Source organism: Desulfosporosinus acidiphilus SJ4, assembly GCF_000255115.2.
Classification (GTDB): domain Bacteria; phylum Bacillota; class Desulfitobacteriia; order Desulfitobacteriales; family Desulfitobacteriaceae; genus Desulfosporosinus; species Desulfosporosinus acidiphilus.
Map to the genome: position 1 here is coordinate 272,460 of NC_018068.1, position 14,875 is coordinate 287,334.

At 40.8% G+C, this 14,875-nt stretch carries 15 protein-coding genes; 12 read left to right on the top strand and 3 right to left on the bottom strand.

Going from position 1 to position 14,875, the window contains the following annotated elements; genetic code table 11:
- Positions 1-44 precede the first annotated feature (44 nt).
- The 9 genes from DESACI_RS01330 to DESACI_RS01370 all read left to right on the top strand — a co-directional run bounded on the left by DESACI_RS01330 (position 45) and on the right by DESACI_RS01370 (position 7,505).
- A complete protein-coding gene (locus DESACI_RS01330; RefSeq protein WP_014825356.1) occupies positions 45-785 on the top strand; it encodes an ABC transporter ATP-binding protein in 741 nt (246 codons plus the stop codon).
- Positions 757-1,509, top strand: coding sequence for an ABC transporter permease (locus DESACI_RS01335; protein ID WP_014825357.1), 753 nt, complete (start codon positions 757-759; stop codon positions 1,507-1,509). The genes DESACI_RS01330 and DESACI_RS01335 overlap by 29 nt, the downstream gene beginning before the upstream one ends.
- A 12-nt stretch (positions 1,510-1,521) precedes the next feature.
- A complete protein-coding gene (locus DESACI_RS01340) occupies positions 1,522-2,946 on the top strand; it encodes a sensor histidine kinase (protein ID WP_014825358.1) in 1,425 nt (474 codons plus the stop codon).
- A gap of 15 nt (positions 2,947-2,961) precedes the next feature.
- Positions 2,962-3,663: a response regulator transcription factor gene (locus tag DESACI_RS01345; protein WP_014825359.1), complete on the top strand. Its 702-nt coding sequence runs from the start codon at positions 2,962-2,964 to the stop codon at positions 3,661-3,663.
- 322 nt (positions 3,664-3,985) lie between these two features.
- A complete protein-coding gene (locus tag DESACI_RS01350; protein ID WP_014825360.1) occupies positions 3,986-4,453 on the top strand; it encodes a DUF892 family protein in 468 nt (155 codons plus the stop codon).
- Positions 4,454-4,880: 427 nt separating this feature from the next.
- Complete coding sequence (locus tag DESACI_RS01355; protein ID WP_014825361.1) at positions 4,881-5,255, top strand: DUF134 domain-containing protein; 375 nt, start codon at positions 4,881-4,883, stop codon at positions 5,253-5,255.
- A gap of 190 nt (positions 5,256-5,445) precedes the next feature.
- Entirely contained in the window at positions 5,446-5,814 is a 369-nt protein-coding gene (locus tag DESACI_RS01360; RefSeq protein ID WP_014825362.1) for a NifB/NifX family molybdenum-iron cluster-binding protein, read from the top strand.
- A 1-nt stretch (position 5,815) separates the two neighbouring features.
- Positions 5,816-6,673 (top strand): nucleotide-binding protein, encoded by an 858-nt coding sequence (locus DESACI_RS01365; RefSeq protein WP_014825363.1) that lies wholly within the window; start codon positions 5,816-5,818, stop codon positions 6,671-6,673.
- Positions 6,651-7,505 carry an ATP-binding protein gene (locus DESACI_RS01370; protein ID WP_014825364.1) on the top strand — a complete coding sequence of 285 codons (855 nt, stop codon included), beginning with the start codon at positions 6,651-6,653 and terminating at the stop codon, positions 7,503-7,505. Before DESACI_RS01365 ends, DESACI_RS01370 begins: the two co-directional genes overlap by 23 nt.
- Positions 7,506-7,670: 165 nt before the next feature.
- Here the strand turns inward: DESACI_RS01370 and DESACI_RS01375 are convergent, their stop codons facing one another.
- Together DESACI_RS01375 and DESACI_RS01380 are read right to left on the bottom strand one after the other, a co-directional pair.
- A complete protein-coding gene (locus tag DESACI_RS01375; RefSeq protein WP_014825365.1) occupies positions 7,671-9,284 on the bottom strand; it encodes a (Fe-S)-binding protein in 1,614 nt (537 codons plus the stop codon).
- A gap of 341 nt (positions 9,285-9,625) precedes the next feature.
- A complete protein-coding gene (locus tag DESACI_RS01380) occupies positions 9,626-10,684 on the bottom strand; it encodes a DUF3231 family protein (protein WP_014825366.1) in 1,059 nt (352 codons plus the stop codon).
- Between the two features lie 359 nt (positions 10,685-11,043).
- On the opposite strand from DESACI_RS01380, the gene DESACI_RS01385 reads away from it, so the two are divergent.
- The 3 genes from DESACI_RS01385 to DESACI_RS01395 are packed head-to-tail and all read left to right on the top strand — an operon-like array spanning position 11,044 to position 13,740.
- Positions 11,044-11,637 (top strand): anthranilate synthase component II, encoded by a 594-nt coding sequence (locus tag DESACI_RS01385; protein WP_014825367.1) that lies wholly within the window; start codon positions 11,044-11,046, stop codon positions 11,635-11,637.
- Positions 11,630-12,991, top strand: coding sequence for an aminodeoxychorismate synthase component I (gene pabB, locus DESACI_RS01390; protein ID WP_014825368.1), 1,362 nt, complete (start codon positions 11,630-11,632; stop codon positions 12,989-12,991). Before DESACI_RS01385 ends, pabB begins: the two co-directional genes overlap by 8 nt.
- Positions 12,988-13,740: an aminotransferase class IV gene (locus tag DESACI_RS01395; protein WP_014825369.1), complete on the top strand. Its 753-nt coding sequence runs from the start codon at positions 12,988-12,990 to the stop codon at positions 13,738-13,740. The genes pabB and DESACI_RS01395 overlap by 4 nt, the downstream gene beginning before the upstream one ends.
- Before the next feature lie 94 nt (positions 13,741-13,834).
- Here the strand turns inward: DESACI_RS01395 and DESACI_RS01400 are convergent, their stop codons facing one another.
- Positions 13,835-14,695 (bottom strand): MBL fold metallo-hydrolase, encoded by an 861-nt coding sequence (locus tag DESACI_RS01400; protein ID WP_014825370.1) that lies wholly within the window; start codon positions 14,693-14,695, stop codon positions 13,835-13,837.
- Between the last annotated feature and the right edge of the window lie 180 nt (positions 14,696-14,875).

Below are 14,875 nucleotides of genomic sequence, written 5' to 3' on the forward strand. Positions count from 1 at the left end.
TGCCGGTTATCCCGGCAGTCCTCTTAACATTGAAGGAGGCAGGTATGGAACCGGTTATAGAAATAAAGAACCTAACGAAACAATATGAGAATGGGCGGGGAATTAAAGATATTAACTTAGAAATCCTTGCGGGAGATATTTTTGGTTTTCTTGGACCCAACGGTGCCGGAAAAACCACCGCCATGAAACTCATGACCGGACTCATTCGTCCCGATTATGGGGATGTGAAGATCTTTGGCTACAGCATAACGGAAGACTATGAGAAAGCCATGGCTAACGTCGGCTGTCTTATCGAAATTGCCGAATCTTATTCTTATCTTAGTGCCTTTGATAACTTGAGGCAGCTGGCGCGATTTTATCCGAATGTGGATAATCGGCGTATTGATGAGGTTCTGGAGCAGACGGGTATGCTTAAATATAAGCATGAAAAACCGAAGAAATTCTCTCTGGGAATGAAGCAGCGTCTCGGCTTAGCCGCAGCTATTTTATCCCGGCCTAAGGTCGTTATTCTCGATGAACCTTTGAATGGACTTGATGTTGAGGGAATGATTGATATCCGTAAATTGATTCAAAACTTAGCTGACGAAGAAAAGACCACATTTTTTATCTCCAGCCATTTGATTCATGACGTCGAGTTAACCTGTAATCGTATCGGAGTCATCTATAATGGAGAAATACTTAATGTGGAGAGCACTAAGACAATTTTGAGAAACTATGCAACTCTTGAGAACTATTTTGTAAGTGAGGTAGAACGAAATGGCCGTCTTTCAAGCAGCGCTGGCTAATGAATTAGAGAAACTCTATAAGAAGAAAAAGGCCCTGGCAGCACTGATATTATCTTTGGCCGTTATTGTTATCGGTCAAATTATTATAGTAGGGGTAAGAAGCGGCTTTGGACTCAGAGCGGCAGGCAGTGTGGAATTTCCCATGCTTGTCCTGTCAGTAGTTGTCAACACGATTCTGCCGCTTTTTACGGCCTTAGTAACGATTGATAGTTTCTCCGGGGAGTTCGCCCATAACAATATGCGCATAACCTTAACCCGGCCGGTGAGCAGGTTTAAGATCTTTGCCGCTAAAATTACGGCTATTGTTATTTTTATCTTAGCGACTCTTTTACTGCTGCTCATCTTTTCGATATTGGCAGGGTTTATTTTTAATACAAATTCAACAACCTTGGATTCATTGCTTAGAACAGTATTTTCCTATATTGTTAGCTTAATTCCCATGGTTGTTTTGGCCTTAGGCATTGTTTTACTGGCCAATATCTTTAAAAGTGGAATTTCTGTTTTTTTTGTATCAATTCTGGCCTTTCTGGTTTTAAAGGTTATGGGAGTATTCTTTTCTCAATATTCGAGTTTGTTTATGACAACTCAACTGGACTGGTATAATTTGTTTCTTATTAAATCCCTTCCCGTGGGGAAAATTTTACGCCAGTTCTTGATTATGCTGGGTTCAGGCATTATGTTATTTACAGCAGGTTTTTACTTGTTTGATAAAAAAGAATTATAAGGTGACGTTTTAATGGACCTAAAAAAACGGATGATTTTAGCCAACGCTTCAACAGTCATCATTCCAATGGTGATTACTGTTTTCATTGCCGTGGCTTTTCTTTTTATTTACTGCAAAATGTCCGGCAATGATTTATCATTTAAAGATTATCAACGTTTGTCACAGATTAAGTTAGAACTTCTAAATACCGAAACAGGTATTCTGCAGCGAAGCCCTGAAGTTGTTGAAGAAGATGAGTTTCAAAAACATCTCCAAGAACGGCTTGCCGAAATTCAGGGAGAGCTTGTGATTATTAAAGATGGAAAGATGATCTTTTCTTCCATCAATCTTAGTAAAATCGACCTGGAGAAATCCTTGGATGCCGGGAATATGGGGAGAAATGAACCCATTGTTATCGGGGACATGACTTATTCCGTTCAATCCGTAGGCCTTCAGTTCAAGGATGGTACGAAGGGCAGGGTGTTGTTATTAGCGCCCTTAGATCAAGCGGCGACAAACCTTACTAGATTTATAATTATAATTGGAGTGACGTTTGTTCTCCTCTTTATGTTGACTAATATTCTTGTATCCTATCATTTTTCACGCAGAATTCTTAAACCACTTCGTAACTTGCAAAGTGCCGCAGCGGAAATTAGCCGGGGAAATCTCGATCAGGCAATCGTTGAAGAAGGGGATCAAGAAATTCAGGCCTTATGCCGCGATCTTGAACTCATGCGCTTAAAACTCAAGGATTCCGTTTATTCTCAACTGAAGTATGAGGATAACCGGAAAATGATAATTTCGAGTATCTCCCATGATTTAAAAACCCCTGTAACCTCGATCAAGGGATATGTTGAAGGAATCTTAGACGGTATTGCCAATACTCCCGAGAAAATGGAACGTTATCTCAAAACTATCTCTTTGAAAGCTCATCAAGTTGATCAAATGATTGATGATTTACTTCTGTATGCAAAACTGGATTTAAATCAGATTCCCTTTGATTTTGAAAAAACAGATATTGGGGAGTACCTTAAACTCTGCCTGCTCGAAAGTGAGCCGGAATTAGAAAGCAGTCATATCAAGGTTTCTTTACATATTGATCTGCCTCAGAAGCAATTTGTGTCCCTGGATCGTGCCAGAATGAAGAGAGTCATCGTAAATATTCTCGATAATTCCCGTAAATATATGAACAAAGAGCAGGGTGAAATTAAAATTCTTCTCCGAGACACCTTCACCAGCCTTATTATTGAACTGCGTGATAACGGTTCGGGTGTCAGTGAAGGGGATTTGCCTCATATTTTTGATCGATTCTATAGATCGGATAAGGCTCGAAGTAAAGGAAGCGGTCTGGGATTGGCGATCGCCAAGCAAATTGTTGAAGGGCATAAGGGGAGAATTTGGGCTGTCAGCCATGGGGAGGAGGGAACGAGTATTATGATTTCTCTTAGTAAATCATAATACTAAACGTGAATCATGAAGAAAAAGATTTTAATCATTGAAGATGATTTAAGCATTGCGGAATTACAAAAGGACTATCTTGAAGTTGCCGACTTCGATGTTATGGTATGTGGGAATGGCTCAGCGGGCTTAAGCCTCCTTCAGGAAGAGGAGATAGATCTGCTGATCTTGGATATCATGCTGCCAGGAATGGATGGATTAGAAATCCTCAAGGTCATGAAAGAGAATAAAGCTATTCCTGTTCTTTTAGTTTCTGCCAAAAAAGAAGAAATTGATAAGATTAAAGGGTTCAGCCTGGGCGCCGATGATTATATCACCAAACCTTTTAGTCCCGGCGAATTAGTCGCCAGAGTTAAAGCTCATCTGGAGAATTATGAACGGCTGAAACTTAGGTTCCGGGAAACCATAACTAAAGGAAATACGCTGACGATTCGCGGACTGGAAATAGACAAGGAATCTCACAGAGTTTTTGTGCTCGGGCAGGAGGTAAGCTTGGCTCAGAAGGAGTTTAGTTTACTTTTATATCTAGCCCAAAATCCTAATCATGTGTTCGGACGGGAAGAGTTATTTGAACGTGTTTGGGGACTAGAAGCCATGGGAGATTCATCAACAGTAACAGTCCATATTGCAAGAGTGAGGGAGAAAATCGAAAGTGATCCTTCGAATCCCCAATACATCGAAACCGTTTGGGGCGCCGGCTATCGCTTCCGAGTTTAAGTGAACATTGGGGACGGTCCTTTTGACACTCGATCATAAATTGTTGGCAAAATGAACATTAGGGACCGTCCCTTTGACACATTCCTTTGATACACTAAATAAAAAGCTTAACTTTGGTTGTGGATTTTCTTCTAAGCAATCGTTGGTCAAGACGATAAGCGGACGAGCTTATCGCCACACTGCGACTCATTACGCAAACTCCTGCTGTGTTGATTGGCCGAGTGTCTGTGAAGCCGGTTTTCTTTACATAGTTCTTGAGAATATGTGAATACTATCGAACAGGCGAGTGAGCCGAGAAGTCTACGCAGAAAGGTGGTTTCCCATGATCAGCCAAAAAGAACAGATGCTGCTTCAAGACCAAAAAAGCCATGAAGAAATGTGTGTTCAAAAATACACCAAATATGCCAATGAGGCTCAAGATCAACAATTAAAACAATTATTTAACGATCATGCCTCTCATGAAAAACAGCATTTCAACACTTTGAATCAAATTCTGAATGGGCAAACGCCGACTATAAGCGGGCAAGGGCAGGGCCAACAAACGGGAGGACAGAATCAAACGGCACAGACAAAGCCTGCAGGACAATCCGTAAATCAAAATGATGTTGCTTTAACTAAAGATATGCTTGTGACTGAAAAGTACATTTCTGGAACCTATGATACGGTCATTTTTGAATGTCAGGATCATAGTGTTCGTCAAGCCCTAAATCATATTCAAAAAGAAGAACAGCAGCATGGTGAGGATCTATTCAATTACCTCAGCAGCAGGGGCGCCTACCCTGTTCAGTAACCTATTTAAGCAGCAAAAATTAAGATATTAAGATATCCGAGACAAATAAAGATTTGTAAAGGGTTTAAATTAAATTGGTGTTCCACAGCCTTCTGATAGATTGTAATTAAAATAAGCTATCAGAGGGCTTTTTAGATTCTGAAAAGTTACGATTGAATGTATTGACATGCCCTGCTCCGGTGAGTTATTGACATATGCGCGAAATTGGGTATAATTAGATTAATAAAGAACATATGTCAATAACATGAAAGGAGAAGATTTAGAAGAATGCTATCGGGGCATGTCATAATTAAGGAGGCATAGTTTTGTGAAAGTTACTGCTTACCCTGGCAAGGTGATTTCATAACAGGTAAAATAAGATATACAAAACGGAAAGTATCAGGAGGACGCTCCTGTTACCTACGTCACAAGCAGAGGAGATCGAATTATGCCAAGACCAAGAAAATGGAGAAAAGTGTGTTGCTTGCCGGAAAGCAACCAATTTGGGCCGCTGGATGCTCCGATTAATCAAGATCATTTTGTGACTATGACTGTTGATGAGTACGAAACAATACGACTAATTGATTTGGAAGGGTTTACTCAGGAAGAGTCAGCCGACCAAATGAAAATTGCACGTACAACGGTACAGCGTATTTATAATGATGCGCGAAGAAAGCTTGCAGAGTCTTTAGTCAGAGGTAAAATGTTAAGGATTGAAGGCGGAGACTATAAGCTTTGTGATGGACTTGAGCCTTACTGCGGCTGTGGCGGTTGTCAAAGACATCGATGTGAGAAGAATTGCCAGGAAACTAATAGAAACTAGATAGAAACTAGATAGAAACTAGATAGAAACTAATAGAGGCTGATAGAAGCTAAAGATTTCTCTAAAACATGATAAACTACAAATTACTCTTAATGATTCTTAGTCCTAACGACCTTAAGTGTCAGTAGTTTTACATGTATTCTATAATTATTATCTATTAACAGACATTTTAAACTAGGGAGGATTCATAATGAAAATTGCAATTCCAGTCAATGACAAGTCTATGGAGGCAGGTGTGTGCGACAATTTTGGCAGGACACCCTATTATCTCATTTATGATACTGAGTCAAAGGAAAGTGCATTTATCGATAATAGTGCTATCGCAAGTCAAGGAGGTGCGGGCATTAAGGCTGCCCAAATTATTGTCGATAACAAGGTAGATGCCTTGCTTACACCAAGATGCGGTGAAAACGCGGCCGAAATTATTAAAGCAGCTAATATCAAACTCCTTAAAACGATTAACGACTCAATTAAAGACAATCTCAATGCTCTAAATGACGGAAAGCTGGCTGTATTGGCAGAAATTCATGCCGGATTTCATGGCCAGGGAGGACACTAAAATGAAGGCAGCTGTGCTCAGCGGTAAGGGCGGCACAGGTAAAACGCTGGTATCCGTAAATTTGGCAGCTTCGGCAATGGATTCCGTTTATATTGATTGTGATGTAGAAGAGCCCAATGGGCATCTTTTTTTTAAGCCCCAAGAGATTAGAACTGAAAAAATTACAATTAAAATCCCTATTGTTGATCAGAAGCTTTGTGACGGTTGTCGTCGATGTATAGATTTTTGTAGGTTCAATGCTTTAGCCTATATCAAGAATCAATTGCTTATTTTCGATGAGGTTTGTCATTCTTGCGGGGGATGCGTACTGTTTTGCCCTGAGAAAGCGTTATCCGAGAAGGAAAGCGTTATTGGTGAGGTTCAAAGAGGCCTATCCGAAAATGTTAAAGTTATTACAGGAATATTAGAAACCGGGAAAGAATCAGGTATCCCGATTATAAAAGTGCTGTTAAAGGATATTTGTAGTGATCAGAAATTTACAGTGATTGATTGTCCCCCTGGAAGTGCCTGTACAGTTATGGAAAGCATCAAAGATGCAGACTATTGTTTGTTGGTGGCAGAACCAACGTTGTTTGGAGTCCATAATCTCAATATGGTTTATGAACTGGTAAAGTTATTTAATAAACCTCATGGTGTTGTTCTGAACAAGTGTCAGGAAGGAGCTAATCCGGCAGAAGAATTCTGCTTGGAAAGAGGCATTGATATTATAGGAAGGATACCCTTTGAAAACGAATTGGGAACCCTAAATGCCGAAGGGTTGATTTTAGTCAGAGAGAAAGAAAAGTATCGGCAAATGTTCTCTTCCCTGCTTCAAAATGTGGCTAAGGGGGTACAACATGAAGCAATTACTAATTCTTAGCGGCAAAGGCGGCACCGGTAAAACAACAGTTGCCAGTGCTTTTATAAAGTTAGCCGAAGCCAAGGCTTTTGCTGATTGTGACGTGGATGCCCCCAACTTGCACTTGATTTTAAATCAGTCATCAGAACCCAGACGAGGTAACTTTTATGGGATGTCCAAGGCAGTGATTGATCCGGAATTATGTGTGCAATGTGATTTGTGCCGACAACATTGCCGCTTCGAGGCAATTCAGGAGCGTATTCCTTATATCGTTGACACGTTAGCCTGTGAAGGCTGCGGTGTTTGTGAGACTATCTGCCCTGAAAAAGCCATATCTTTTCAGCCTGCCGTCGCAGGAGAACTTATGCTCTACACCGATAAAAAAGTATTTTCCACGGCTCAGCTTAAAATGGGAAGCGGTAACTCTGGGATGTTGGTCACTGAGGTTAAAAGAAATATGAAGTATGCGGCTGTCAATGCTGATCTGGCTATCATCGACGGTTCGCCGGGGATCGGATGTCCGGTAATTGCTTCACTGAGCGGTGTTGATATGGTACTGATCGTAGCGGAACCCTCTATCTCAGGTATTAGCGATCTGGAAAGAATTATTAAGACTTCTGAGCAATTTCAAACGAGGGTCGTTATTTGTATTAATAAATATGACATAAGCCCCGCCAATACAGAAAGAATAGAGTCCTACTGTCAAAGAAATAAACTTCCTGTTACCGGAAAAATACCCTTTGATCCAGACGCTGTTAAAGCAATCAATAGAGGGCAGAGCATTATTGAGCTGGATTGTGCTTCAGGGCGTGCTGTGAGAGAGGTTTTTACTCAGACAATGAACTTGCTGTAAACGGAGATCATAAAATATTGTCGGCGCATTATTTAACATGCAACGCAAAGAAATAATGGAGCATCATGTAATTTGCAGCCAGAAAACTACATAAAAAGCCTTCTGGATATAAAAACCTGCTCCAGAAGGCTTTGAATTAACTGACCGGTGATGATCGACAAACTACTATTCTAAAAACTCCATAAACGGTTTTTTCATACTTACTAGAGCATTGACCATAAGTTCCACTAAACCACCATATTGAACATTAAACTTCTCTGTGGCTTCGTAGAATTCCAGAATATCTCGAATGGCTCCTTTACAGTTAGAACAAGGAGCACAAACATATTTGGGAATAGAGGGGTTTTCTATGGTGTCCTGAAAGGCTCCAAGGATCTGATTAAACTTCTTGCGGGAACTGACTTTATTTCTCCATTCACTAAAGTTGACGGAATTTGTGATAGCAAACCCGCTGCCCCCGCCACAACAATAATTGTCCACCCCGTGAGGTGTCATTTCTCTAAACAGAGGGCTTATTTCCCTCAAGACATTGCGCTGTGGTTCAACGATTCCCATGCCGCGTACATAATTACAGGGATCGTGAAGAGTTACTGGAAAATTATTTCTTTGAGGGATTAGCTTTAGACGTTTGTCTTTAACCATTTCCCAAAGCAAAGGCAGGCAGCTTTCAACCGGAATTTTGTTATCACCATAAGTCATGCGATCGCCCACAATCATTGAAGCTTTATGGGCATGGCCGCATTCTCCCATAACAATTCGCTTGACTCCTAGCCCTTTAGCAACGTTCATTTGCATTAAAGCGATCTTCTTGGCTTGAAAATCATCATACCAAATGCCATAGTTTACATTGTCATAGCCTGCTATTTCACTGCTCAGTGTCCAGTCTAACCCGGCTTCTTCGAAAAGAATGGCAAAAGCAATAGGGTTTTCGGGCCAAGCCATAAATTCGCCGGCATTATGGATGAGCAGAATATCGGCACCTTTTTTGTCAATTGGGAATTTGATTTTTAAACCATATTTTTCTTCGATGTCCTCTTCAAGAAATTCGATGGTATCCAGAAAAGCAGGTTTGGTAATTCCTGTGGATGAACCTGTATTGAGCTGCAAAACAGTACCTTTTGTATGGAGAGGAAGGGGGGCAATACCCATTTCCTGGCTGAAGATCTTACGTATCTCTTTGGTAAGAATAGCATTATCTAATCCCAAAGGACAGGTTTGAGCACAACGGCGGCAAAGATTACAGCGATAAGCTAATTCTCCGAGCCGGGCAATAGTTTCCCAGTTCACCTCAATATCTGCGCCGACAAAACTGCCTAACAGCTTCCCGCTTTTGGTAAAATACTTCTTGACGATTTTCCGCAGAACCTCAGACCGGAAAATTGGCCGGTATAGTTCATTTTTCCCCGATGCTTCATAGATATGGCAGGCGGAAGAACAGGTATCACACTTGGCACAATATTCGAAGGACAATAAGAATGGCTGAAGTGCTCCATTATTGGCATCTGAAAAACTTTTTTCTAAGCCGCTGAGGAACATCTGAACGAATTTGTCCTCTTCTTCTTTAGTTTTCGGACGAGTTAAAGTATCAATACCTACATAGCCATCCAAAGAAGTGCAGAATTTTTCTCTCCAGGCAGGTTTAGGGTCTGTTAAAGGAGGTTCCATTCCCGCTTTATCATAGGGCGGCAGTAAAGGCATGAGCTCTCTGTTTTTAACTCTAACCAGCTGTTCATCCGGTTTTCCCAGATCCTTCGGGCGTAACTCTTTGTGATCTATCATACTCAACTCTCCTCTTCCACAAAGTAAACATCCCAAATAGTCTTATCTGAATGCTCACTGCTGTCTTTTAAAAAAAGAGAAAAGAACTATGTATCATGTATCTGAATTGTGAAAGAATTAATAAATATACAAGGCAACTATAAAACCTAGAATCGTCCCTTTTATTTTAGACATATGTTTTTTAGCCTTATTATACTATATATTGAACATATGTCAATTAGTCTCTCCTTCTCTTTTACTCCACTCTTCATAGTCAACTTTTTTATCTTGTCTAACACTATTAGTAATGACTAGCCCATTAAAGGAGAGTCCCCAGAATAATCAACTCTAGGGATTCTCCCTTAATGGGTTAAGTAACGATGATCAACTGTTTCGGGTATTTTTTCCAGCCAGCCGTTTTTAATTAATAAATCTGCTCCATCCTTAGCCATTCCGAGGATGTCAGCCATTAGTTTGATATAAGTGGTAACAACATCTTTTCTCATGATTCTCGATAAACCTGTACCGTAAGCTGTAAGAATATAAGAAATGGTACTTGTCATATGAAACAACATTAAACGGTCGCTGAATGGAGGTTTTTGGGAGTCAGTAATCCGATAGTCTATTATTTCCGGCCCGGGTATGCCATCTTTCTCTAGGATTGAACGGAGCACATGAATATGTTTTTCAGCGAGTTTTGCACCGGCATTAAAGAATTTTCGGATTTCGTCCGAGGTTACGACTTGGGCAAAACCTAATTTTAAGGCTTTAATTAGTACTTTGAATTCTAAGATTGCTAAGATATTGCTAATTTCTAAGGCATTTAGGGTTCTGCCGTTACCAAAAACAGACCCAAAATAGTCCTTATCATGAATGAAATCCACTTTTTTAGGGACAGCTATAGGGGGTGTCTTAGGATAAACTCCTTTTGCTAAAAGAACATCATCTGCTTTTCGAATGATATCTCTTGAACCATCAATAAATTCGTAGAATAGTTGTCGAATATCAGATCGTGTTGATTCGGTATAAGCCAAATAGTGATTTTGAAAAATATATTTGGTCATAATTCTTGTGTACAATATCCAAAATGTTTCATCAAACAATTTTGGTGCAGGTGATATATCTTTTTCGCCAAATGCCGCTGGTATAGGATGTTGTATTGATTTGAATATGTTTTCAATCGATGTGATATTTTTACTGGATAGATCTAAAGCGGATTGAATTACATTATGGTAATCGGAATCCTTTGTCATCTCAACAATATGTTTTTGAAAGCAACAGGCCATACTTTCAGCCATATAAGTTGACCAAAGATGATTAATTTCGGCAACAGTAGGTGGGATATCAACTATGTTATGTTGAATGGCTTCAATGGGAACCTGTCCTGAAATAGTAGAACTTGAGTGTTCTAAAATGCTCATTGATTCTCCCTCTCAATAAATAGTATTTGTCCTCATAGTTAGTATGTAAAAAAGTAGATTTAATATGCTGTAAACGGCAATTATTAATTCATAATAAATGAAGTGATCTAATGATGAATTCAATTGAATCATATCGAATTTCATTAAAGAACGACGGCTTGACAAATGAGTGAATCTTATTATAATTAAGTCAACTTAATAAAAAGGTGTGCCCAATGAAAATTGGAAGACTGCCGAAAACATTCAACAAATTTCCGTCTGTTGGTGTTTTCGGTTTTTTTATTCTATCGGAAAGGTCACTTTCGGTTGTATACGTTTTATTTTCTCAATTTCCGGATGGCTAAAGGAAGGGGAAGAAGATGTATTTAATGATTGATCATTATGACTCGTTTGTTTATAACCTTAAGGCGTATTTTGAAGTGTTGAACTGCTTTGTTCGAGTGATCAGCAGTGATAAAGCCACACCGCGTTGTATCGAACAAATCGAAAATCTCGAAGGGATAATCTTATCTCCCGGCCCCAAGCATCCCAAAGACTGTGAACATTCTGCCGCCATTCTTCGTTCCTTTGGCCATCGCCTTCCGATTTTGGGAGTCTGCCTTGGCCATCAGCTTATTGGGCATACATTCGGAGCCAAAGTTAGCAAAGGCTTTCGGCCAATGCACGGGAAAATTACTAGGATTAACAATTACGATACGGGTGTTTTACAGGGACTTCCGGAGACCTTTGCTGTAACCCGCTATCATTCTTTAGTCATCGCAGAGGATTCCTTGCCCGATTGTTTGCGGGTGGATGCCAGGGCTGAAGATGGAGCTATTATGGCCGTATCCCATAAGAAGCTTCCCGTATTTGGAGTACAGTTTCATCCCGAGGCAATTTTATCTCAATATGGGTATGAGGTTCTAAGAAATTTCGTTAACATCGCTGAAACAAGGAGAATAGAGAATGGCTGACTACAAGGAGTGGTCCGGTTACTGTCCTGCTGTCGATATTTATTCAAGCTATGCTGAAGAAAAAGACACCGTGTTCCTGGATTCTTCTTTGAAAAACATGTATGGAAATTATTCGATCATCGGAATTCATCCCTATCTGAGAATTGAGGACAGAAACGGTGAATTGTTTGTAAACGGCGTCCCTCAAAAAGGGACATTGACAGGTTATATTTCCGACTATTTGCTGCACCATGAGGAAGAGAATCCAACAGCTCTTCCCCTGCTCTCAGGAGCTGTTGGTTATCTTACCTACGATTTTGGTATGAGGTCGCTGAAACTCTCCTCCCGTCACCCCAAGATCGTCGATATCCCGGAAGCATTATTTATTTTTTATGAGCATTTTATTATCGAAGATAAAAAAAACAGAAAGATCTATCTGGCTGCCGCAGGGTGCTTGAATAACGGGGAAGATAGTCTAGCCGCTTTGGAGAAGGATTTACAGGAAAGACTGAATTGCCGCACACATACCCTACTCCAACCCGAAATTGCCCAAAAGGGTCCCTGCATCTGTTCTGACTTCGAAAAAGAGGAATACCTTGAAGCGATCAACAAGGTGATTAATTATATCGTTGAAGGCGATATCTATATAACAAATATGACCCGTCAAATCAGGGTGGAAAGTCAGGTTCAGCCCTATGAGGTGTTTTTACGGCTCCATAGGAACAACCCTGCACCTTTTAGCGGCTATTTAAATTACGGGGATTTTAAGATGGTTTGTTCTTCACCGGAGCGTTTATTAAAGTTAACCGCTGGGATTGCGGAAACACGCCCCATTAAAGGGACCAGAAAAAGAGGAGGAAATCCCGCAGAGGACAACGCATTGCGAGCAGAATTATTGCATTCAGCCAAAGATCGAAGCGAATTATTGATGATTGTCGATCTGGAGCGGAACGACCTGAACAAAGTTTGTGTACCAGGAAGCGTAGAAGTTCCCCAGTTATTCGAAGTTGAAGCCTATGCGACAGTATTCCATCTGGTGGCGACGATTACCGGCAAACTTAAAGAAGGTGTGACTTCAATGGATCTTCTGACGGCAATGTTTCCCGGCGGCTCAATTACCGGAGCACCCAAGCGGAGAGCCATGGAAATCATTGATGAGTTGGAACACTCCCGCCGAGGGATTTATACCGGGTCCATAGGGTATCTGTCCTTAGATAATAGCTGCGATTTTAATATTGTGATTCGTACGGCTGTCTATAAAGACGGGACGTATCATTTGGGGGTTGGCGGCGGGATTACCTGTGAATCCGATTTGGAATTTGAATTTGAAGAAACCGAGCAAAAAGCTAAAGCTTTATTGGAGGCTATGAAATGAGACCTTTAAATGACTTTGTCTTAGATGATGGATACCGGTTGGGTCTCGGTGCTTTTGAGACGATTTCTGTGAAAAACGGCAAAGGGATCCTTCTTCCGTATCACTTGGAACGTCTTCTAAACGCTCTAGATACGTTGGAAATCCCAATGCCGCTTTCTTTAGAAGAGGATATAGCCTATCATATTAGCCGGATGCCGGTAAATGAAGATGTGCTGCGGATTAGCGTATCGCAGAATAATACAGTCTGGGAAACGCGGAAGAATGCCTATACCAATGAGCACTACACTCAAGGATTCTCATTAATATTTAGTTCAACGCGCAGAAATGAAACATCTCCGCTGACAGGAATTAAATCTCTAAACCAAGGTGACAATTTCCTCCAAAGACGCTTGGCGTTACGCAGCGGTTATGATGAGGCCGTATTTCTTAATTCTAAGGGGGAGCTGACGGAAGGAACTGTATCCAATCTCTTTTTTATTTCGAATAAACAACTCTACACACCTGCCGCCAACTGTGGTCTATTGGCCGGTACAGTCCGCCGTTGGCTGCTCGAAAACTATGATGTAAAAGAAATTCATATTCTCCCTAACGATCTGGAATCCTTTCAGGAGATGTTTATAAGCAATGCTTTGTTAGGCATCATGCCGGTATTTCGATTGGGTACGCATAACTTTCCGGAACGAACTGTAACCTATGAATTACTTGACCTGTACAGGAAAATGACAGAAGGATCAAGTGGGAAGTTCTAAGGTTTTGGCTCAAATAGCTGCTCATGTAAAAACCATTTTTTAATAATAAAGTGACCTGAACGGTCACTTAAAGAAATTGGGCAATGGAGGATTTTCAACGGGGCAGAATCCATGTATCTCCTACTTCCTGAATCGCTATCCTTTCTGTCTCTCCGGACGCTGCCTGACGAAAACGAACAATAGGTTCTTCTATGGGTTCCTGGGACAACTTAAAGGTTCCCCAATGCATAGGAATAATCCATTGGGCCGAGATTTCCTGAGCCATTCTCCAAGCTTGTTCAGGAGTAGCGTGGCTTGCTTCAAAGGATTTAGGAGAGTAGGCGCCAATCCCCATGATGGCTAAGTCAATTTTCGATCCCTGAAGTTGTTGCCGAAAAAGCTCGGTATAGCCTGTATCAGCCCCGAAGAAGATATGGACATCATTTTTCGAGAGAAGAAAGCTGTTGGCTTCCATACCTTTCTTCCAAGGTATTCGGGCCCCCCAGTGTTTCCCTTCAATAGCTTTGATGCTGACTCCGGAGAAAGACTTACAGTCTTGCCAGTGCATTTCTTCAATAGCTTGAAATTTCATACCCTTCCACAAAGGAAGGGTATTTTTGGCGGTAACGGCAATTGTTTTAGGAGATTGCAGCCTGCGCAACGAAGGATAATCAAAGTGATCGGTATGAGCATGGGAGACAAGCAGCAAATCAAGGGGGCCGACTTCGTTCCACTGCAAAGGAGAGGCTATATAACGGCTGGGACCTAATGTCAGGTTGCCCAGAGGCGTAATGCCGATATGAGAATTAAGAGCAGGATCGAGAAGAATCCTTGTGCCAAAGAAGTTGATGAGAAACGTTGCATGGCCTAGCCAAGAGACAGTAACTTCCTTGTCAGACCATTGATGAGGGGAAGGAATATAAATAGGCTGCCTTAACTTGTGCCTAATTTTTTTATCACTTTGATTATTGAACATTTTGTTATTAAATTTCCTCCCCTTCCTCACACATAATTAGAAAATAATTTCTATAGGTGGTTAATAGTTTACTCTATACCTTTTTTCGTTTTTACTATGATAATTCCTTTTTTGTTTGCCGTCATTGGTATAACCACATTAAATTTCTTCAAGATCTTCACACAGGCGGTAGAGACTCCT

Bases quoted from the DNA above. Each gene is read 5' to 3' on its own strand.
- DESACI_RS01340 (WP_014825358.1), top strand. From the start codon at position 1,522: ATGGACCTAAAAAAACGGATGATTTTAGCCAACGCTTCAACAGTCATC.
- DESACI_RS01370 (WP_014825364.1), top strand. From the start codon at position 6,651: ATGAAGCAATTACTAATTCTTAGCGGCAAAGGCGGCACCGGTAAAACA.
- pabB (WP_014825368.1), top strand. From the start codon at position 11,630: ATGGCTGACTACAAGGAGTGGTCCGGTTACTGTCCTGCTGTCGATATT.
- DESACI_RS01395 (WP_014825369.1), top strand. From the start codon at position 12,988: ATGAGACCTTTAAATGACTTTGTCTTAGATGATGGATACCGGTTGGGT.
- DESACI_RS01335 (WP_014825357.1), top strand. From the start codon at position 757: ATGGCCGTCTTTCAAGCAGCGCTGGCTAATGAATTAGAGAAACTCTAT.
- DESACI_RS01385 (WP_014825367.1), top strand. From the start codon at position 11,044: ATGTATTTAATGATTGATCATTATGACTCGTTTGTTTATAACCTTAAG.
- DESACI_RS01365 (WP_014825363.1), top strand. From the start codon at position 5,816: ATGAAGGCAGCTGTGCTCAGCGGTAAGGGCGGCACAGGTAAAACGCTG.
- DESACI_RS01375 (WP_014825365.1), bottom strand. From the start codon at position 9,284: ATGATAGATCACAAAGAGTTACGCCCGAAGGATCTGGGAAAACCGGAT.
- DESACI_RS01355 (WP_014825361.1), top strand. From the start codon at position 4,881: ATGCCAAGACCAAGAAAATGGAGAAAAGTGTGTTGCTTGCCGGAAAGC.
- DESACI_RS01345 (WP_014825359.1), top strand. From the start codon at position 2,962: ATGAAGAAAAAGATTTTAATCATTGAAGATGATTTAAGCATTGCGGAA.
- DESACI_RS01380 (WP_014825366.1), bottom strand. From the start codon at position 10,684: ATGAGCATTTTAGAACACTCAAGTTCTACTATTTCAGGACAGGTTCCC.
- DESACI_RS01360 (WP_014825362.1), top strand. From the start codon at position 5,446: ATGAAAATTGCAATTCCAGTCAATGACAAGTCTATGGAGGCAGGTGTG.
- DESACI_RS01400 (WP_014825370.1), bottom strand. From the start codon at position 14,695: ATGTTCAATAATCAAAGTGATAAAAAAATTAGGCACAAGTTAAGGCAG.
- DESACI_RS01330 (WP_014825356.1), top strand. From the start codon at position 45: ATGGAACCGGTTATAGAAATAAAGAACCTAACGAAACAATATGAGAAT.
- DESACI_RS01350 (WP_014825360.1), top strand. From the start codon at position 3,986: ATGATCAGCCAAAAAGAACAGATGCTGCTTCAAGACCAAAAAAGCCAT.